Origin of the sequence: Falsiroseomonas sp., assembly GCF_051859025.1 — a bacterium.
GTDB lineage: Bacteria > Pseudomonadota > Alphaproteobacteria > Acetobacterales > Acetobacteraceae > Falsiroseomonas.
Genome location: NZ_JBHYGL010000040.1, coordinates 102034 through 120817 on the forward strand (window position 1 = coordinate 102034; position 18784 = coordinate 120817).

Here is an 18784-nt window from a genome sequence, read left to right on the forward strand (position 1 = left end):
GCGCGACGGGTTCGGCGACCCGACCAGCAGGAAGGCCGAAGGGGGGGGTCGAAAGCGCGGCGGGCGGGGTGTTCAAGCGGCGGCCTTCTCCTGACAGGGGGGTGGGGGGGTAGTCCCGGGCGGCCCGTTCCCCGCGGGCCGTTCCGGGGCAGACACGGCAAGGGGATGCACGGCAAGAGAGTTGGGGAGGGACGCCGTGACTTCCACCGCGATCACCTCACCGGGGTGCTGGCCCGCGCCCACGAAATGCACGGGCTGGAGCCAGGGCGACCGTCCCGCGAGCTGGCCGGGGTGGCGACCCTGCCCCGTGACCAGCACATCACAGCGCCGTCCCACGCAGGAACGATTGAACCCGTCCTGCTGTTCCCGCAGCAGCGCCTGGATTTCCTGCAGCCGGCGATCCTTTTCCGCCTCCGGCACCTGCATCGTGGCGCCGGCGGCCGGCGTGCCGGGGCGGGAGGAATACTTGAAGGAATAGGCCAGCGCGAAGCCGACATCGCGGATCAGCGCCATCGTCGCCTGGTGGTCCGCCTCGTTCTCCCCGGGATGGCCCGCGATGAAGTCGGAGGACAGCGCGATGTCGGGGCGTGCCGCGCGCAGCTTCTCCGCGATCCGCCGGTAATCATCCGCCTTGTGGCCGCGGTTCATGGCCTGGAGGATGCGGTCCGACCCCGACTGCACGGGCAGGTGCAGGAAGGGCATCAGCGCCGGGATCTCCCCGTGTGCCGCGATCAGCTCGTCATCCATGTCGCGGGGGTGGCTGGTGGTGTAGCGGAGCCGGGCCACGCCCTCGATATCCGCCAGTTCCCGCAGCAGCCGCGCCAGGTTCCAGGTCTTCCCGTCCAGGCCTTCCCCGTGCCAGGCATTCACGTTCTGGCCGAGCAGCGCGATCTCACGGCTGCCCTGCGCCGCCAGGCGCTTCGCCTCGGCCAGCACGGTCGCGGCGCTACGGGAGTATTCGGACCCCCGCGTGTAGGGGACGACACAGAAGGAACAGAATTTGTCGCAGCCCTCCTGGATGGTCAGGAAGGCGGTGACGCCCTGCGGCGTCGTGCTGTCCGGCAGGAAGTCGAACTTTTCCTCGGCGGGGAAATCGGTCTCGATCACCGCGCCGGCCGCCCGGGTCGCGCGGGCCACCATCTCCGGCAGGCGATGATAGGTCTGCGGGCCCAGCACCAAATCCACATAGGGCGCCCGCGCGGTGATCTCCGCGCCTTCCGCCTGTGCCACGCAGCCGGCGACGGCGAGGATCATGCGATCCCCCCCCTGTTCCTTCGCCTGCTTCAGGACGCGCAGCCGGCCGAGTTCGGAGAACAGCTTCTCCGACGCCTTCTCCCGGATATGGCAGGTGTTGAGCACGACCATGTCCGCGCCCTCCGGCGCCTCCGCCGGCGCATAGCCGAGGGGGGCCAGCACATCCGCCATGCGGGCGCTGTCATAGACATTCATCTGGCAACCCCAGGTGCGGATGAACAACCGCTTGAGGGGCCGCGCGGGCGTGTCACTGCTGGGCGTATGACCGGTGGGCGTGTCACCGGCGGGGGCCGGGACGGAATCGGTGGGGTTCACTGGTGAAAACACTCCGCCGCCCCGCCGATGCCGCGGCGGGGGGAAGCGGGGGATGTGCGCAGGCGCCGCGCCCGGGTCAAGCGACCCCGGGTGACGGCCGCACGGCCGAAGGGTTCATCGCCATGGCGGAAGGCTGCGGGAGGGGGCCGCGCCGGGTCAAGCGGGAATGCGGGCCTTCAGCGGCGCCACCGGCCGGTTCTGCCGCATGGTGGCGCAGGCGCGGGAGATCACCTCGGAACAGGCCGCCGCCAGCGCCTTGCGGTCCGGGTAGTCCGCGGGGTCCACGGGGTCGTGCAGGACGATGGTCGCCCGCCCGCCGGGGTGCCGCGCCAGGCGCCAGAAATGGGTGAAGATGTCGGTATCCCCGTACCACGCGAATAGCGGCCGGTCCCGCCGGCAGGCCGGCAGGCCGCCCAGCCGGTCGAACACCACCGACACCGGCTGCACCTGCCGCGCATGGTCGGCGACGGACAGGAAGGCGCTGCGGAAGGGCAGCACCCGGCCGCCATCGCTGGTCGTGCCCTCGGGGAACAGGATCACGCTGTCCCCCTGGCCCATGCGTTCGCGGATCACCCCGGCCTCCCCCTTCGTGGCGGTGCGGGTGCGGCTGACGAACAGCGTGCGGCCCAGCCGCGCCACGGTGCGGATCAGCGGCCATTGCCCCACTTCCGACTTGGCCACGAAGGCCGCATCCAGCGTGGTGCCCAGCGCCAGCACGTCGAGCCAGGAGGAATGGTTGGACACGAACAGCACCGGCGCCTGGCGGGTTGCCTCCCCCACCACCCGCACCTTCATGCCGATCAGCCAGCACAGCACGCGGAAATAGACCTGCCCGAAGCCCACATTCGCCCGCCCCGGCAGCGCCAGCAGCAGCGCCTGGATGGGGATGGCGATCAGCGTCCAGGCCAGGATCGACACCAGGCGGCGGGATGCGCGGAACCGCCCCCCCAGCCGGCGGAACCCCAGCGCATCCCCCCACAATCCTTCCGGATCGGCGGAGGAGAACTGGATCGGGGACTTCCGGAGCAGGCTGCGCGGGCGCAGCGCGTCGGAAGCGGTCAGGCGGGCGGTGGCTTCCATGGCCCGCATTAACGCGGCGATCCGCGACATGGCAATGAAAGCCGCGCGACCATCGCGTGACGATCGGCAACACACCTGGCGCCCGGAAGCGGCGCCGCATGAAGACCAGCCCGCGACCCCTTGGCCCGAAACGGATCATCCCGCGCGGGAGTGCGTTGTGCGATGCGCCCCGGCACGGCAGGGTGGGGCATGACCCGAACCCGCGAGGAGGCTCCCTCCATGCCGCATCGCCTGCACCGCCGAACCCTGCTGGGCGCCGCCCTGGCCACCCCGTTCCTCGGCACCCCGTTCCTGGCGACCGCCGCCCGCGCCCAGGGCGCCTGGTCGCCGGACCGGCCCGTGCGCCTGATCGTCCCCTTCGCCCCCGGCGGCAGCCAGGACGTGCTCGGCCGCCTCTTCGCCCAGGCGGTCTCGCAGAGCGTCGGCCAGAATGTGGTGATCGAGAACCGCGCCGGCGCCGGCGGCATCATCGGCGCGCAGGAAACCGCCCGCGCGGCGCCGGATGGGCTGACGCTGCTGCTGGCCACCGCCGGGCAGCTCACCATCGCCAAGGCCGTCGGCCGCCGCCTGGCCTATGACCCGGTGGCCGACTTCGCCCCCATCATCCACCTCTCCGACAGCCCGGTCGCGCTGGCCGCCGCGCCCAGCCTGCCCGTCGCCAATACCCGCGAGCTGATCGCCTACTGCAAGGCCGCCCGCACCCCGGTGCCCTACGGCTCCACCGGCATCGGCACCAACACCCACCTCATCATGGAAGACCTCAAGGCGCGGGAGGGGCTGAATGTCGAGCACATCCCCTATCGCGGCGCCGCCGCCGCCTTCAACGACCTGGCCGCGGGGCGGATCTCGCTGATGTTCATCTCGGTCGCCTCCGTCCTCGCCGTCTCGGGCGCGCAGATGAAGGTGCTCGGCGTCTCCTCCCGCGAACGCTTCCCCGCGACGCCCGATGTGCCGACGCTGATCGAGGGCGGGCTGGCGGGGTTCGAGGCCTCCATCTGGACCGGCATCGCCGCCCCCGCCGCCACCCCCGCCCCCATCGTGGAACGCTGGCGCGCCGAATTCGCCAAGGCGCTGGACACCGACCTGGTGAAATCCCGCCTGCCGGCCCTGGGCTCCGTCGCCAATGGCGGCGGCCCCGCCGAATTCGGCAGGCTGCTGCGGGAGGATCTGGAACGCTGGACCCGCGTCGCGGCGCCGCTCTCGATCTCCCTGGAATAGCGCGCCCGATGCGTCTTGCCGTGCTGGGGGCGGGGGCCGTGGGGCCGGCGGCGGCGGCCATCGCCGTCAGCCGCGGGCATTCCGTCGCCCTGTGGTCGCCCCGCGGCGGCGGCACCCATGGCATCGGTGCGACGCTCCGGGTGGAAGGCATCATCGCCGGCACCGCCCGCGTCGATGTCGCGGTCGATGTCTCCCGCGCGCTGTGGCAGGCGGAAGCGGTGCTGGTCTCCGTGCCGCCGCACGCGCTCGGCCCCGTGCTGCGGCGCGTGGCGCCCATGCTGCATGACGGCGTGCCGGTGCTGCTGGCGCCGAGCCATTCCCTCGCCCCCCTGCTGCTGGACCGGCTCCTGGCCAGCCTCGGCCGGCAGGCGCCGATCGGCGCCATGGCGACGCCGCCCCTGCTGGCGGTGCGCGAAGCCCCCGACGCCGTCCGCATCGTCGCGCTGCGGGAAGGGGTGGAGATCGCCGCCGTCCCCGCCGCCGCCGCGCCCGGCCTGGCGCGGCTGGCCGCCGACCTCTTCGGCCTGTCCTTCCGCCCGCTGCCCGACGCCATCGGCGCGGCGCTGGCCAATCATGAGGCCGTTCTGCAGGCCGCGCTCGCCATCGGCAACGCCACGCGGATCGAGGGCGCGGAGCCCTGGGACATGCATGCCCGCCTGACGCCCGCCATCTGCCGCCTCGCGGAGCGTCTGGACGCGGAGCGCCTGCACCTCGCCCACAGCCTGGGCCACGCCATCACGCCCCTGCCCACCGCCCTGTCCCGCGCCCATGGGCTGGAGGAAGCGCCGCTTTCCCGCCTGGCCGCGGCACTCGCCGCCCAGGGCCCGGCGCCCGGCCCGCTGGGGCTGGACGCCACCCACCTCGCGGAGAGCGTGACCTATGGGCTGGCGTTGTGGCTGCGCCTGGCGGAGGCACGCGGCCTGGCGATGCCGCTGACCGCCGCCGCCGTGGCGGTGCTGGAGGCGCTGTGGGGCAGCGCCCTGGTGGGCGACGACCTGCTGGAGGGCCTGGACATGGCGCAGCTGCCGGCGCTGATGCGGGACGGGCATCCCCGGTAGGGAAGCCCGCCCCCGGCCGGAACCGGAGCGTGTTGCTTACGAATCCACCGTGATGTTCGCGCGGCGGATCACGGCGCCCCAGCGCTCCAGCTCCTCCCGCTGGTAGCGCGCCAGCGCCTCCGGCCCGCCGCCGATCGCCTCCACCCCGTTGCGCTCCAGGGTCGTGCGCGTCTCGGCCTCCGTCAGGGAGGCGGCCAGGATGCCCGACAGGCGCTGCGTGACGGGGGCGGGCAGGTTGGCGGGGCCGAACATCGCCCACCAACCCTCCGCATCGATGCCCGCCAGCCCCTGCTCCGCGAAGGTCGGCACCGCCGGCAGCAGCGGGCTGCGCGCCGCGCCGGTGATGCCGAGGCCGATGAGCTGCCCGGCCCCGATCTGCCCGCGCACGAATTGCGTGTGGTAGAACATGGCATCCAGCGTGCCGCTCAGCGCATCCGTCATCGCCCGCGCGCCGTCGCTGTAGGGAACATGCGTGGTGGTGGTGCCAGTCGCCTCGCTCATCACCGCATGGTTCAGGTGCCCGGCCGTGCCGACGCCCGATGTGCCGACGGAAAGCGGCCGCGCCTTCGCCAGCGCCACGAATTCCGCCATCGTCCGCACGCCGAGCTGCGGGCGCACCACCAGCAGCAGCGCCGTCTTGGAATGCAGGAACAGCGGCGTGAAGTCCCGCACCGGGTTGTAGGCCAGGTTCCGCATCAGGTTCGGGTTCACCGCATGGGTGCCGATGGTGCCCAGCAGGATGGTGTGCCCATCCGCCGGCGCCTGCGCCACGGTGGCCGACCCGATGGTGCCGCCCGCACCGGCGCGGTTGTCCACCACCACCGCATGCCCGCCCAACCCGCGGGAGATCTGCCCCCCGATCATCCGCCCGATGATGTCGGTGCTGGTCCCGGCGGCGAAGGGCACGACCAGGCGGATCGGCCGGTCCGGCCAGGACTGGGCCTGGGACTGGGATTGGGCGCGAAGCGTGCCCGGCACGGCCAAGGCGAGGCCGGTGGCAAGCAGGGTGCGACGGTTCATGACGCGTGATCCTCCCGGAAGATGCCCGCGGGATCGCACGGCGATCCGCCCCCCGGCAAGCGGCGCCGGGGGGGCTTGGCCAGTTAGCGGGAAACCTTGCCCTCGATCGCGTCCCAGATCGCGCGTTCCAGATGCACGCCATCGAAGCGCGCCAGTTCCTGCAGGCCGGTGGGGGAGGTCACGTTGATCTCCGTCAGATAGTCGCCGATCACGTCGATGCCGACGAAGATCAGCCCGCGTTCCCGCAGCGCGGGGCCGATGGCGGCGCAGATCTCGCGCTCCCGCTCCGTCAGCGTCGTGGGTTCCGGGCGGCCGCCGACATGCATGTTGCTGCGCGCCTCGCCCGCCGCGGGGACGCGGTTGATGGCGCCCATGGGCACGCCATCCACCAGGATGATGCGCTTGTCGCCGAACCGTACGGCGGGGACGTAGCGCTGGATCATCAGCGGCTCCCGCGACCGTTCCGTGAACATCTCCACCAGCGCATTCATGTTGGGGTCGTCGGGGCGCAGGTGGAAGACGCCGGCGCCGCCATTGCCGAACAGCGGCTTGATGATGATGTCGCCGTGCTTCTCCCGGAATGCCCGGATCTGGCGGATATCCGCCGTCACCAGCGTCTCCGGCATCAGATGCGGGAAATGGGTGACGAAGAGCTTCTCCGGCGCGTTGCGCACGCTGGCCGGGTCATTCACCACCAATGTCCTGGGGTGGATGTGTTCCAGGATATGCGTGGCCGTGATGTAGGCCATGTCGAAGGGCGGGTCCTGGCGCATCAGCACCACATCCACCTGGCCGAGGTCCAACTCCTCCTCCGCCCCCAGGGTGAAATGGTCGCCCTTCACGCGCCGGACCGTCACGGGCTGCGCGCGGGCGACGACGCGCCCGGCATTCAGCGCGAGGTCCCGCACATGGTAGTGCCACATCACATGGCCGCGGGACTGGGCTTCCAGCATCAGGGCGAAGGTGCTGTCGCCATCGATGTTGATGGAGGAGATCGGGTCCATCTGGACCGCGACCTTGAGGCTGCGGGTCATGGCAGGGCGCTCCGCTTCGGGTTGCCGTTCCCGTCGCACGCCGCGCCGCCGGTTGGAAGGGGGGCGGGGCCTCCGCCCCCCCGGGTCGCTCAATCCCCCTTGGGCTCCGGATGCACCGCCCAGGGGCCGGTCGCGGCATCGCCCGGGACCGGGGCCTCGTCCTGCTTCGGCAGGGTGCTGTCGATGGTCAGGCCGCGCGCGTCCTTCTGCCCGCCCATGGACTGGCCCTTGCCGCCGCCCTGGCGCACGCCGCCGTCATCGGTCTGGTTGCGGGCGCCGCCGCGATAGCCCTCGCCGCCGGAGGCAGGCTCACCACCGGATCCGTCGGGCGTCTGCTTGCGTGTGGACACGCTCTCTCTCCCTCGCTGGAGGGACGAGAACGTGAGGCGGCGGCGCCCGTTCGTTGCCCCTCAGGGACAGGCGGCGGAACGGCCTTCCAGGAAATCGGACAGGCAGGCGCCGAAGATCGCGTCGAATTCGGGCTCTTGCACCCCGCCATGCCCGGTCGGCGCCGCCGGCCGGTCGACCAGCAGCGCATCCCAGCCGAGGCGCGCCACCGCCGCCCGGAACAGCGCCGCCCGCGCCGTCGGGTCCGGGTCCCAGCCATCATTGTCGAACAGCAGCAGCGCGATCCGCCGCACCGAATCCGGCGCGGCGCGGTCCAGCGCCGCCGCGAAATCCGCCAGCGCCCGGGACTGCCGATCGGCGCGCCGCCCATGCGCGGCCGGTGCCGCCAGCGCCACCGCATCCGCCAGCCCCGGCACCCGCAAGGCCGCCAGCGCCAGGAACGCCCCGCGGCTCTCCCCCACCAGCACCACCCGGGCGTATCCCTGCGCCCGCAGCGCCGCCGTGCCCTCCGCCAGCGGGTCCACCCAGGCGGTCAAGGGTGAGGCCGGCGGCACCGGCCCGCCCGGTGGCCGGTCATAGCGCCACAGATCCCAGCCCCGCGCCGCCAGTCGGGCCATGAAGGCGGGCGCCTCGGGCGGCGGGCCTTCGGTGTAATGGGGGTGCAGCCAAACCACCGCGCCCGCCGCCGCGCCATCTCGCGCCACCACCCCCGCTTCCGTCCGCAGCGCCCCCGCTTCCTCCGCGACCGCTGCCATCGGCAGCAGCAAGGCCAGCAGAAGGGCGGCGCGGCGGATCACGGTGGGGGCAGACAGGCCGCGGACAATTGACGAAAAGCGTCCGCCCGGTGGCTGATGGCGTGCTTGGCCTCCGCCGTCATCTCCCCGAAGGTCTCGGCACCCCCTGCCGGCACGAACATCGGGTCGTAGCCGAAGCCGTTCCCGCCGCGCGGCGGCCAGACCCAGTGGCCATGCGCCTCGCCGAGGAACCCCTCGGTATGCCCATCCGGCCAGGCGATCACGAGCGCGCAGGAGAACCAGGCCCCCCGATCCGCCGCGTGCCGCGCCAGCTTCTCCACCTTGCCCATCGCCATGGCGTAGTCGCGGCCCTGGGGCGTCTCCGCCCAATCCGCCGTCCGCACCCCCGGCGCGCCATCCAGCGCGGCCACGGAAAACCCGCTGTCATCCGCCAGCGCCGGCAGGCCGGAGGCGGTGGCCGCCGCCAGCGCCTTGATCCGCGCATTGCCGAGGAAATTTTCTTCAGTTTCCTCCGGCTCCGGCAGGCCCAACTCCCTCGCCGCCACGACCTCGAACCCCCAGGGGGCGAGCAGCGCCGCCACCTCCCGCACCTTGCCCTTGTTGTGCGTGGCCAGGACCAGCCTGGGCCCGGTGAGGAGGCGGTGACTCATCCCCGCACCGCCACCTTCTGCATCTCGAACAGCTTCGCCGTCCCCGCCCGCGCCAGGCCGAGCAGTTCCACCAATTCCTTCTCCGAGAACGGCGCACCCTCCGCCGTCGCCTGGACCTCCACGATCCCGCCGGAGCCCGTCATGATGAAATTGCCATCCGTCTCCGCCTTGCTGTCCTCGGCATAGTCGAGGTCCAGCACCGGCGTGCCGTTCCAGATGCCGCAGGAAATCGCGGCCACCTGGTCCTTCAGCGGGTTCACCTTCAGCACATTCATCTTCATGCAGTGCTGGAACGCCAGATGCAGCGCCACCCAGGCGCCGGTGATGCTGGCGCAACGCGTGCCGCCATCGGCGGTCAGCACGTCGCAGTCCACCGTGATCGACATCTCCCCCATCGCCTTGAGGTCCGTCACGGCGCGAAGGCTGCGCCCGATCAGCCGCTGGATCTCCTGCGTCCGCCCGGACTGCTTGCCCCGCGCGGCCTCACGGTCCCCGCGGGTATGGGTCGCGCGCGGCAGCATCCCATACTCCGCCGTGACCCAGCCCTGGCCCGTATTGCGGAGGAAAGGCGGCACCTTGCTCTCGACACTGGCGGTGCACAGCACCTCCGTCACCCCGAAGCGAATGAGGCAGGACCCCTCCGCATGCCGGGCCTGGCCCGGGGTGAGCGTGACCTCCCGCATGGCATCGGCCACACGGCCGGAGGGACGGACGAAGGGGGCTTTGAAGCCGGCAGGGAAATCGATCATGGCGCGGCGTAATCCCCCCCGCGCCCGGCGTCCAGCATCAACCGACCAGCGCGCCCACCACCAGCCCCGTCAGCAGGAACTCATCCCCCTCCGGCGGCCCCGCGATCAGCAGCAGCCCCACCCCCACCGCCAGCGCCGAGACCATCAGCAGCGCCGCCACCCGGAAGGCGCCCCGCACCGGCGACAGCATGAGCGACGTCATCATCCCCGCGCCGCCCGCCAGCATCAGCGACGCCGCCGCGAACACCGCCGTCATGGGCCGGAGGCCCGCCCCAGCCATTGGGTCAGCAGCGTCGGCCACAGCGTGGCCCCCTGTTTCGCCTGCATCGGGGTCTCCCCTTGTCCCTGTCCGGACCCCACATGACCCGATGCCGGTAACCCTGGCGTGGCGCCTCTGTGTCGAAACCTTGCCGCTCCGGGCGATTCCAGGGCGCCGTCACCCCGCGTTACAACGGCGCCGAATGTTCGCAACAGGTTGACCGGCCACGCCACCCGCCCCTAGCGTTCCTCTCAAGAAATCGGTCCGGGACACTGACCCATGGGTCCAATCACCAGGCCGCCGCGTCCGTCGGGGGCCCCCAACATGACGCCGACCATCCCCCTGCCGCCCAACCTGGACGATCGCAGCGCCGCGATCCTGCGCGAATTGGTGGAGATCTACGTCCAGACCGGGGAGCCTGTCGGCTCCCGCACCCTCTCCCGCCGCCTGCCCCATGCCCTGTCGCCCGCCACCATCCGCAACGTGATGGCGGATCTGGAAGACGCCGGCCTCCTGTTCGCCCCCCATACCTCCGCCGGCCGCCTGCCGACGGAGCGGGGCCTCCGCCTCTTCGTCGATGGCCTGCTGCAATTCGGCGCGCTGGCGGAGGAGGAGCGCGACGCCATCGCCGCCCGCTGCGCCTCCGGCGGCCGCAGCCTCCAGGAAACGCTCGGGGAGGCCGGGCAGATGCTCTCCGGCCTCGCCGGCGCCGCCGGCCTGGTCGTGGCGCCGAAGCGTGAAGCCCCGGTCCGCCACATCGAATTCGTGGCCCTCGGCGCCGGCCGCGCCCTCGTCGTGCTGGTCACCGCCGATGGCCAGGTGGAGAACCGCGTCATCGAGGTTCCTGCCGGCCTCCCCCCCTCCGCCCTGCAACAGGCCAGCAACTACCTCAACGCCCGCCTCTCCGGCCGCACGCTCGATGAGACGCGCGGCACGGTGGCGGAGGAGATCGCCGCCAACCAGACCGCCCTCGACGCCCTGACCCACCAGGTGATCGAGGCCGGGCTCGGCACCTGGTCCGGCGGCAGCGGGGGTTCGCTGATCCTCCGCGGCCAGGCCAAGCTGCTGCAGAACCTGGACCATGTGCAGCGCGTGACCGAAATCCAGGCGCTGTTCGAGCGGCTGGAAGCGCAGGAGACGATGCTCCGCCTGCTCGACCTCGCCCAGCGGGGCGAAGGCGTGCAGATCTTCATCGGCGCCGAGAGCGGCCTGTTCGACAGCGCCGGCCTCTCCATGGTCGTCGCGCCCTTCCGCAACGGCCAGGAGAAGATCGTGGGCGCCATCGGCGTCATCGGCCCCACGCGGATCAATTACGGCCGCATCATCCCGGTGGTGGACTACACCGCCCGGGTGATCGGCCGCCTGCTGGGATAGGTCCTACCCGCGCCGCACATTCCAGGGATAGGGCGAGGACCCCGGCAGGATGCCGGTGATGTCCCGCCGGAAGGCCGTGCGGATCACGAACTGGCCGAGCGGCACGAAGGCGGCCTCGTCCAGCGCATGGCGCCCGAGTTCGGAGGCCAGCGCCCGCTGCCGCCCCTCATCCGGCGCGTTCAGCCAGGCCTCGGCCAGCTCCTCCGCCCGGTCGGATTTCCACCAGCCGAACCACCCATTCGCGCCCTGCCCGCGCACGAGGAAGGACGTCGCCGGGTTCGCCCAGGCGGAAGCGCCCCCCGTGGTGTGCAGGATGGACCAGCCGCCGCGATCCGTGGGCTCCCGGTTCGCGCGCCGCTGCACCACCGTGCCCCAGTCGCTTTCCGACAGCTCCACATTCATCCCGGCGCGCTTCAGCCGATCCGCCGTCACCTGGCCGAGCGGCCCGATATCCGGGAAATCCGTCGGGTTGATCACCACGACCTTCTGCCCCGCATAGCCCGCTTCCCGCAGCGCCGCCCGCGCCCGGTCCAGGTCGCCCGGCATCACCTCCGCGCCCAGATCCTCGAAATAGGGGGTGTGGCGCGGCCAGAGGCTGCGGCCCACCGACCAGTCCCGCATGTCGTCGCCGCGCGACGCCCGCATGTATTCGTCCTGCGCGACGGAAAGCCGCACGGCTCGCCGCACCCGGACATCGTCGAAGGGCGGCTGGAGGTTGTTCATCCGCAGCACCGCCATGCGGCCCGTCGGGTCCGTCACCTCCCGCCGCACGTCGCGCGACCGGGCCAGAAGCTGCTGGAGGTCGGGGTGCGGGCGTTCCCACCAGTCGATCTCGCCCGCCTGCAAGGCCGCCGCCGCCGTCGCGGGGTCGGGCAGGATGTGCCACTCGATCCGCCGGAAATGCGCGACCTTGGCGCCGGAGGTCCAGGTCGGTGCCTCCTGCCGCGGGACATAGCCGTCGAACTTCTCATAGACCACGCGGCTGCCGGAATTGAATTCGTTGGCGATGAAGCGGTAGGGGCCGGACCCCACCATCTCCGTCACCGCGCGGGAGGGATCGGTCGCGGCCAGGCGGGCCGGCATGATGAAGGGGCTGGCGGCGTCGGGTTTCGCCAGCGCGTCCAGCAGCAGCGGGAAGGGGCGGCGCAGGCGGATGACCATGGTGCGGTCATCGGCGGCGATCCATTCCTCCGCGACGCGCGCCAGCAACTGCCCGAAGGGCTCCCGCGCGCACCAGCGGCGGATGGAGGCGATGCAGTCCACCGCGCGGACGGGTTCGCCATCATGGAAGCGCAACCCCTCCCGCAGCTTGATCCGCCAGGTCAGGCCATCGGCCGAAACCTCATGCCCCTCCGCCATCTGCGGCACCGCGCGAAGCTGCGCATCCACGCCATAGAGCGTGTCGAAGACGTAGAAGCCGTGGTTGCCGGTGACGGTGGCGGTGGTGAAGACCGGGTCCAGCACGCTGAGATTGGCCTGCGGCGCCATGCGCAGCGTGGTGGCGCGGCTGTTCTGCGCCACGGCGGGCGCTGAGACGGCCAGCGCCGCCCCCGCGGCGAAAAGATCACGACGACGCATGATGAAAGCTCCCCGACCCCGCGGCGCTGAGCGGCCGCTGCAAGCGAAGGCTACGGCCGGCTGTTCCATCCCGGCAAGCCACGCGGTTCCGCGCCGGCCCCGCCTGCTGTAGCATCCCCCCGGTGACGGACAGCATTCCCCCCGCCGAGGGCGCGACCCCCGCCCTTGCCCAATGGTTCGCCGCCAAGGCCCAGCACCCGGATGCGCTGGTGTTCTTCCGGATGGGCGATTTCTTCGAGCTTTTCTTCAATGATGCCGAACGCGCCGCCCCGGTGCTGGACATCGCGGTGGCCCATCGCGGGGAGCATCGCGGCCAGCCCGTACCCATGGCGGGCGTGCCCGTCCATGCCTGGGAAGCCTACCTCGCCCGGCTGATCCGCGCTGGCTTCCGCGTCGCCGTCTGCGACCAGATGGAGACGCCGGAACAGGCCAAGGCCCGCAAGGCCAGCACCCTCCGGCGGGAAGTGGTGCGCGTCGTCACCCCCTCCACCGTCACGGAAGACGGGCTGCTGGAAGCCACGCGCCCCGCCTGGCTGCTGGCCCTCGCCGAAGCCGGCGATGGCTTCGCCTGCGCCTGGCTCGATGTCTCGACCGGCGGGTTCGAGACGATGGCCCTGCCCAAGGCCGAACTCGGCGCCCTGCTCGCCAGGCTGGAACCGGTGGAGGCGGTGGCGGAGCGCGACCTGGCGGAACTGCCGGACCTGCTCCATCGCCTGCCCGGCCGCATCGCCCACCGCGTGAAGCCGCGCGACCCGGCCCGGCTGCTGCGGGAGGCCTTCGGCGTCGCGACACTGGAAGGCTTCGGCATCTTCACGGAAGCCGAGCTCGCCGCCGCCGCCCAGGCGCTGTCCTATGTGCGGGAAACCCAGGCCGGCGCCCTGCCGCGCCTCGACCCGCCGCGCCCCCAGGCGGGTGCGGCCGGCACGCTGGCGCTGGATGCCGCCACCCGCCGCAGCCTGGAAATCCTCCGCGACCAGCGCGGCGGCGACCAGGCGACGCTGTTCGGCGCGGTGAACGCGACGCTGACCGCCGCCGGCGCGCGCGAATTGGCGGGCCGGCTCTCCGCGCCGCTGGCGGAGGCGGCGGCGGTCTCCGCGCGCCATGATGCGGTGTCCTTCCTGCTGGGGGCGGAGGCCACGCGGAGCGCGCTGCGCAGCGCGCTGAAGGGCGCGCCCGACATGGCCCGCGCGCTGGCGCGGCTCGCCCTCGATCGCTTCGCCCCGCGGGACCTGGCCGCGCTGCTGGCCGGGTTGCGCGTGGCCGCCGCGGCGCGGGACGCCATCGCCGCCGCCGCGCTGCCCGCGCCCCCGCTCATGGCGCAGGCCGCCGAAACGCTGAACCTCGATCCCGCGCTGGAGGAAGAATTCGGCCGGGCGCTGAACCTGCAAAAACTGCCGGCGAGGCTGGAGGATGGCGGCGTCATCGCCCCCGGCTATGACGGCGAACTGGATGCGCTGCGGCGGCTGCGCGATGGCGGGCGCGATGCCATCGCGGCATTGCAGCAGGACCTCGCCCAGGCCTGGGGCATCGCCAGCGTCAAGATCCGCCACCACCAGCAATTCGGCTTCCTGGCCGAAGTGCCCGCGGCACCCGCCGAGAAGCTGCTCCGCGCCTCCCCCATCCCGCCCGGCCAGCCGCTATCCCCCATCCATCGCCAGACCATGGCCAATGCCGTGCGCTTCACCTGCGCCGCGCTGGCGGAGCTGGATCGCAAGGTGGCGGAAGCCGGGGACCGCGCGGCGGCGCGGGAACGCGCCTGCGTCGCGCACCTCAAGCGCCTGGCGCTGGCGCAGGGCAGCGCCATCGCGGACGCCGCGCGCGCGCTGGCGGAAATCGATGTCCATGCCGCCAGCGCGACGCTGGCCGCGGAAGGCGGCTGGTGCCGGCCGGCGCTGACGGAACGCGCGGAATTCTGCATCGTGGCCGGCCGCCACCCGGTGGTGGAGGTGATGCAGAAGCGCGCCCGCGGCGCGTCCTTCGTGCCGAATGACTGCGACCTGTCCCCCGGCCGGCGCCTGTGTCTGCTGACCGGCCCCAACATGGCCGGCAAATCCACCTGGCTGCGGCAGAACGCGCTGATGGTGGTCCTCGCCCAGGCCGGGATGTTCGTGCCCGCGCAATCCGCCCGGATCGGGCTGGTGGATCGCCTGTTCTCCCGCGTCGGTGGCGGGGACGACATCGCCGGCGGGCGATCGACCTTCATGGTGGAGATGGCGGAAACCGCGGCCATCCTGAACCAGGCAACAAGCCGTTCACTGGTTGTGTTGGATGAAGTGGGCCGCGGGACCGCGACCTGGGATGGGCTGGCCATCGCCTGGGCGGTGCTGGAGGCGCTGCATGACCGCATCCGCTGCCGGGCCATCTTCGCCACGCATTTCCACGAACTCACCGCGCTGGCGGGCCGGCTGCCCGACGTGGCGCTCGCTTCCATGAAGGTGCGGGAATGGCGGGGCGAGGTCGTGTTCCAGCACCTGGTCGGCCCCGGTGCCTCCGAACGCAGCTGGGGCGTGCATGTGGCGCGGCTGGCGGGCGTGCCGCGCCCCGTGCTGGCGCGCGCGAACCAGGTTCTGCAGGCGCTGGAAGCCCGCGCGCGCGGCGGCGGGCCCGATACGCTGGCAGAGGAACTTCCCCTTTTCGCGCAACGCGTGTCGGCACCCCCGCGGCCACTCTCCCCGATTGAAGCGGCACTCGCGGAGATGGACCTGGACGCGTTGTCGCCGCGCGAAGCGCAGGAGGCGCTCTATCGGTTGAAGGCGCTCTCTGCGGAAGTTGACGCAGCGCAGCAAGAGAACCCTGTTGCAGCGCCAGGTGACACGGTAGTGTGACAGAGATGACAGTCAGCCTCGGCCAACCGCCCTCATCGGCGGCCATTCCCGTGCTGCCCACCAGCGAGCCACCGGAGGTCCTGCCGGACCTGATCGCGGGGCTCGTCGAGGATGGCCGGCCCGTCGCCCGCGACATCGCGCTCGGCCTGCTGCGCCGCCAGCTCGGTCGCGTCCAGGGCCGCGTCCAGCGGGCCTTCGAAGCGCATGACCTTTCCGGCCTCGGCGCCGCGCGCTGGCTGGCGGCACTGACGGACGGCATCGTCGGCGCCATCCACACCTACACCCTCGCCCAGGTCCCGCCGCAGGCGGGGGGGGCTCAAGTCCCGCCGCAGGAAGCGGGGGCGCCAGCGGAAGAAACTTTCGCACTCATCGCGACCGGTGGCTATGGCCGCGGCGTGCTGGCGCCCTATTCCGACATCGACCTGCTCTTCCTGTCGGATGCGCCGCTCGGCCCGCAGGGGCGCCGCGCGGTGGAGTTTCTTCTTTATCTGCTCTGGGACCTCGGCCTGAAGGTCGGCCACGCCACGCGCACCATCGATGAATGCATCGAGGATTCGCGCGGCGACGTCACCATCCAGACCGCGCTGATCGATGCCCGCTTCCTCGCCGGCAATCGCGCGGTGCATGACCGCTTCCAGGAAACCTTCCTGGCGGCCCGCAAGGCGAGCGGCCTGGCCCCCTTCCTGGCGGCGAAGCGCGCAGAACGCACGACGCGCCACGCGCGCTACGGCGAAAGCCCCTTCCTGGTGGAACCCCACGTCAAGGAAGGCCGCGGCGGGCTGCGGGATTTGCAGACGCTCTACTGGCTCGCCCGCCATGCCTTCGGCGTGCAGCGCATGCCCGAACTAGTCGGCCCCGAAAGCCCCGGCGGCGGGCTGCTGACACCGCAGGAAGCGCGCAGCATCCGCCGCGCCTGGAACTTCCTCTGGACCGTCCGCTTCCACCTTCACTACGTGACCGGCCGCGCCGAGGAACGCCTGACCTTCGACCTGCAGCCCGTGGTCGGCGCCCGCATGGGCTACACCCGCCACGGCGTGCAGGACGGCGTCGAGCGTTTCATGAAGCACCTGTTCCTGACGGCAAGGGACGTGGTGCGCCTGACGCGCCTGCTGGAACCCGCGATCGAGCGTGCCGCGCTCGGCCCGCCCGCCGTGGTGCCGGCCGGCGATGCCGCGCTGTCCCATGCCGGCATGGCACTGGCCGATGGCAAGGTGCTCTTCGCCCCGGACCGCCAGGTGGCCGACGATCCCGCCATCATGCTGCGCCTGGTGCGGGCCGCGCGGGATCGCAACCTCGAAATCCATCCGCTCGCCCATCGCGCGCTGATCCGCAACGCGCGCTACGCCGTCGCGCTGCGCGACGACCCCGCCGCCAACACGCTCTTCCTCGACCTGCTGACGGGCAAGGATTCCGCGCGCCACATGCGCGTGCTGAACGAGGTCGGCTTCCTGTCCCGCTTCATGCCGGACTGGGCCCGCATCGTCGGCCTGATGCAGTTCGACACCTACCACGTCTTCACCGTGGAGGAGCATACGATCGAGGCGATCGGCGTCCTCTCCGCGCTGGAACGCAACGAACTGAACGAGATCGCGCCGGTGGCGTCCGAACTCATTGGCCAGATCCAGTCCCGCCGTGCGCTCTATGTCGCCGTCATGCTGCACGACATCGCCAAGGGAAGGGGCGGAGACCACAGCGAACTCGGCGCGCAGGTGGCGCTGGAACTCTGTCCCCGCCTTGGTTTGTCGCCGGAGGAGACGGAGACCGTCTCCTGGCTCGTGCTCAACCATCTGCTGATCAGCGCCACCGCCTTCAAGCGCGACATCGACGACCCCAAGACCATCCTCGACATCGCGGAAACGGTGCAATCGCCCGAACGCCTGCGCCTTCTGCTGGTGCTGACGGTGGCCGACATGCGCGCGGTGGGGCCCAAGGTCTGGAACGGCTGGAAGGCGACCCTGCTGCGCGAACTCTACTGGCGCGTCGCGGAAGTGCTGGCCGGCGGGCTTTCCGTGCCGGAACGCGACACCCGCGTGGCCCGCGCCCGCGCCGCGGCGGCATCGCTGCTGGAGACGATGGCGAAGGCGGACCTCGACCGGTTCCTCGGCCTCGGCTACCCCGGCTACTGGCTGTCCTTCGACCCCGATACCCATGCCCGCCATGCGGAGATGATCCGCGACGCGGAAGCGGACCAGGCGCCGCTGACCGTCCGCACCCGCGTCATTGAGGCGCGTTCCGTCACCGAGGTCACGGTCTACTGCTCCGACCACCCCGGCCTGTTCAGCCGCATCGCCGGCGCGCTGGCCGTGGCCGGCGCCAGCATCGTCGATGCCCGCATCCACACCATGACCAACGGCATGGCACTCGACACCTTCTGGGTGCAGGACGCGGCGGGCGGGGCGTTCGACGCGCCGCACCGCCTGGCGCGCCTCGCGGTGCTGATCGAGCAGTCGCTGTCCGGCCGCCTGCGGCTGGACCAGGAGATCGCGAAGCTCCGCCGCGAACCCGCGCGGCTCCGCGCCGTCACCATCCCGCCCCGCGTCGTGCTGGATAACCACGCCAGCAACACCCACACGGTGATCGAGGTGAATGGCCGCGACCGGCCGGGCCTGCTGCACGCGGTCACGGCCGCGATCAGCGGCCAGGGCCTGCAGATCGCCTCCGCCCACATCACCACCTACGGGGTTCGGGCCGTCGACGTTTTCTATGTGAAGGACGTCTTCGGCCTGAAGGTGGAGAACGAACGCAAACTCTCCACGCTGCGCGCCGCGCTGCTGGTCGCGCTCGGCGCGCCGGATGTCCCGGTGGATACGGGCGTCAGGGTGGTGTGAAGCGGGGGGCGGGGCTGTCGATCCGGGTTTCAGGGCCGCGTTGATCCTTCGCCCGGCCGCCGCGTTGTCCCCGTCATCAGCGGAGGACAACGCCATGGCCAGCGACGACAAGGACCGCACTTCCTTCACCGGGAAATACGACCTCGAGACCAAGACCGCCCGCCCCAAGAGCGTCGGCCCCCACCACGCGACACGGGACCAGGAAGACCCGGCCGATCCCGGCATCGATCCGGGAACGGGCTATGCGAACGAGATCGCGGAACTGAACGCCGCGCGCGATGCCGGCGGCAAGCCGGCCAAGGGCGGTCCCGTGCAGATCGGTGTGAAGGGGGCCGCGCCCGGCAAGCCCCAGGGTTCGGGCTGACCCCACCCCCCGCCGACCTCGCTTCGCGCTGCTAAGCCCCTCGCAATCGCGAAGCGACCGGCTTCCGCGCCGCCG

General features: G+C 71.8%; 16 protein-coding genes. 6 read left to right on the forward strand and 10 right to left on the reverse strand.

Going from position 1 to position 18784, the window contains the following annotated elements; translation table 11 throughout:
- Nucleotides 1–72: 72 nt before the first annotated feature.
- A complete protein-coding gene (gene miaB / locus ACTIE5_RS27725; protein WP_439552975.1) occupies nucleotides 73–1569 on the reverse strand; it encodes a tRNA (N6-isopentenyl adenosine(37)-C2)-methylthiotransferase MiaB in 1497 nt (498 codons plus the stop codon).
- 156 nt (nucleotides 1570–1725) lie between these two features.
- Complete coding sequence (locus ACTIE5_RS27730) at nucleotides 1726–2658, reverse strand: lysophospholipid acyltransferase family protein (protein ID WP_439552976.1); 933 nt, start codon at nucleotides 2656–2658, stop codon at nucleotides 1726–1728.
- 180 nt (nucleotides 2659–2838) lie between these two features.
- On the opposite strand from ACTIE5_RS27730, the gene ACTIE5_RS27735 reads away from it, so the two are divergent.
- The gene (locus ACTIE5_RS27735; protein WP_439552977.1) at nucleotides 2839–3867 is read left to right on the forward strand and encodes a Bug family tripartite tricarboxylate transporter substrate binding protein; all 1029 of its coding nucleotides are present in this window, start codon (nucleotides 2839–2841) and stop codon (nucleotides 3865–3867) included.
- 8 nt (nucleotides 3868–3875) lie between these two features.
- Nucleotides 3876–4925, forward strand: a complete 1050-nt coding sequence (locus tag ACTIE5_RS27740) for an NAD/NADP octopine/nopaline dehydrogenase family protein (protein WP_439552978.1) — start codon at nucleotides 3876–3878, stop codon at nucleotides 4923–4925.
- A gap of 36 nt (nucleotides 4926–4961) precedes the next feature.
- On the opposite strand, the gene ACTIE5_RS27745 is transcribed toward ACTIE5_RS27740, so the two are convergent.
- The 7 genes from ACTIE5_RS27745 to ACTIE5_RS27775 all read right to left on the reverse strand — a co-directional run bounded on the left by ACTIE5_RS27745 (nucleotide 4962) and on the right by ACTIE5_RS27775 (nucleotide 9737).
- Complete coding sequence (locus ACTIE5_RS27745; RefSeq protein ID WP_439552979.1) at nucleotides 4962–5945, reverse strand: Bug family tripartite tricarboxylate transporter substrate binding protein; 984 nt, start codon at nucleotides 5943–5945, stop codon at nucleotides 4962–4964.
- An 83-nt stretch (nucleotides 5946–6028) separates the two neighbouring features.
- Complete coding sequence (gene gshB / locus ACTIE5_RS27750; RefSeq protein WP_439552980.1) at nucleotides 6029–6979, reverse strand: glutathione synthase; 951 nt, start codon at nucleotides 6977–6979, stop codon at nucleotides 6029–6031.
- An 89-nt stretch (nucleotides 6980–7068) separates the two neighbouring features.
- Nucleotides 7069–7329, reverse strand: coding sequence for a hypothetical protein (locus tag ACTIE5_RS27755; RefSeq protein WP_439552981.1), 261 nt, complete (start codon nucleotides 7327–7329; stop codon nucleotides 7069–7071).
- Nucleotides 7330–7389: 60 nt separating this feature from the next.
- Nucleotides 7390–8124 (reverse strand): hypothetical protein, encoded by a 735-nt coding sequence (locus tag ACTIE5_RS27760; protein WP_439552982.1) that lies wholly within the window; start codon nucleotides 8122–8124, stop codon nucleotides 7390–7392.
- Nucleotides 8121–8732 carry an RdgB/HAM1 family non-canonical purine NTP pyrophosphatase gene (gene rdgB, locus ACTIE5_RS27765; RefSeq protein WP_439552983.1) on the reverse strand — a complete coding sequence of 204 codons (612 nt, stop codon included), beginning with the start codon at nucleotides 8730–8732 and terminating at the stop codon, nucleotides 8121–8123. The genes ACTIE5_RS27760 and rdgB overlap by 4 nt, the downstream gene beginning before the upstream one ends.
- Nucleotides 8729–9481 (reverse strand): ribonuclease PH, encoded by a 753-nt coding sequence (rph, locus tag ACTIE5_RS27770; protein ID WP_439552984.1) that lies wholly within the window; start codon nucleotides 9479–9481, stop codon nucleotides 8729–8731. Before rph ends, rdgB begins: the two co-directional genes overlap by 4 nt.
- Nucleotides 9482–9518: 37 nt before the next feature.
- The gene (locus tag ACTIE5_RS27775; RefSeq protein WP_439552985.1) at nucleotides 9519–9737 is read right to left on the reverse strand and encodes a hypothetical protein; all 219 of its coding nucleotides are present in this window, start codon (nucleotides 9735–9737) and stop codon (nucleotides 9519–9521) included.
- A gap of 327 nt (nucleotides 9738–10064) precedes the next feature.
- Here ACTIE5_RS27775 and hrcA point away from each other — a divergent pair, with 327 nt between their 5' ends.
- Nucleotides 10065–11114, forward strand: coding sequence for a heat-inducible transcriptional repressor HrcA (gene hrcA / locus ACTIE5_RS27780; protein ID WP_439552986.1), 1050 nt, complete (start codon nucleotides 10065–10067; stop codon nucleotides 11112–11114).
- 3 nt (nucleotides 11115–11117) lie between these two features.
- Here hrcA and ACTIE5_RS27785 read toward each other — a convergent pair whose 3' ends face one another.
- Nucleotides 11118–12692 carry an ABC transporter substrate-binding protein gene (locus ACTIE5_RS27785; protein WP_439552987.1) on the reverse strand — a complete coding sequence of 525 codons (1575 nt, stop codon included), beginning with the start codon at nucleotides 12690–12692 and terminating at the stop codon, nucleotides 11118–11120.
- Nucleotides 12693–12814: 122 nt separating this feature from the next.
- On the opposite strand from ACTIE5_RS27785, the gene mutS reads away from it, so the two are divergent.
- From mutS to ACTIE5_RS27800, 3 genes are all read left to right on the forward strand, one after another.
- A complete protein-coding gene (mutS, locus tag ACTIE5_RS27790) occupies nucleotides 12815–15517 on the forward strand; it encodes a DNA mismatch repair protein MutS (protein WP_439552988.1) in 2703 nt (900 codons plus the stop codon).
- Nucleotides 15518–15522: 5 nt separating this feature from the next.
- Nucleotides 15523–18345 (forward strand): [protein-PII] uridylyltransferase, encoded by a 2823-nt coding sequence (locus ACTIE5_RS27795; RefSeq protein WP_439553084.1) that lies wholly within the window; start codon nucleotides 15523–15525, stop codon nucleotides 18343–18345.
- Between the two features lie 94 nt (nucleotides 18346–18439).
- Nucleotides 18440–18709, forward strand: a complete 270-nt coding sequence (locus ACTIE5_RS27800) for a hypothetical protein (RefSeq protein WP_439552989.1) — start codon at nucleotides 18440–18442, stop codon at nucleotides 18707–18709.
- Nucleotides 18710–18784: the final 75 nt, after the last annotated feature.

What these genes read in the sequence shown, in the direction of transcription:
- ACTIE5_RS27745 (WP_439552979.1), bottom strand. Translation starts at nt 5,945, where the DNA reads ATGAACCGTCGCACCCTGCTTGCCACCGGCCTCGCCTTGGCCGTGCCG.
- ACTIE5_RS27730 (WP_439552976.1), bottom strand. Translation starts at nt 2,658, where the DNA reads ATGCGGGCCATGGAAGCCACCGCCCGCCTGACCGCTTCCGACGCGCTG.
- hrcA (WP_439552986.1), top strand. Translation starts at nt 10,065, where the DNA reads ATGACGCCGACCATCCCCCTGCCGCCCAACCTGGACGATCGCAGCGCC.
- rph (WP_439552984.1), bottom strand. Translation starts at nt 9,481, where the DNA reads ATGATCGATTTCCCTGCCGGCTTCAAAGCCCCCTTCGTCCGTCCCTCC.
- ACTIE5_RS27775 (WP_439552985.1), bottom strand. Translation starts at nt 9,737, where the DNA reads ATGACGGCGGTGTTCGCGGCGGCGTCGCTGATGCTGGCGGGCGGCGCG.
- ACTIE5_RS27735 (WP_439552977.1), top strand. Translation starts at nt 2,839, where the DNA reads ATGACCCGAACCCGCGAGGAGGCTCCCTCCATGCCGCATCGCCTGCAC.
- ACTIE5_RS27740 (WP_439552978.1), top strand. Translation starts at nt 3,876, where the DNA reads ATGCGTCTTGCCGTGCTGGGGGCGGGGGCCGTGGGGCCGGCGGCGGCG.
- gshB (WP_439552980.1), bottom strand. Translation starts at nt 6,979, where the DNA reads ATGACCCGCAGCCTCAAGGTCGCGGTCCAGATGGACCCGATCTCCTCC.
- ACTIE5_RS27795 (WP_439553084.1), top strand. Translation starts at nt 15,523, where the DNA reads ATGACAGTCAGCCTCGGCCAACCGCCCTCATCGGCGGCCATTCCCGTG.
- rdgB (WP_439552983.1), bottom strand. Translation starts at nt 8,732, where the DNA reads ATGAGTCACCGCCTCCTCACCGGGCCCAGGCTGGTCCTGGCCACGCAC.
- ACTIE5_RS27800 (WP_439552989.1), top strand. Translation starts at nt 18,440, where the DNA reads ATGGCCAGCGACGACAAGGACCGCACTTCCTTCACCGGGAAATACGAC.
- ACTIE5_RS27785 (WP_439552987.1), bottom strand. Translation starts at nt 12,692, where the DNA reads ATGCGTCGTCGTGATCTTTTCGCCGCGGGGGCGGCGCTGGCCGTCTCA.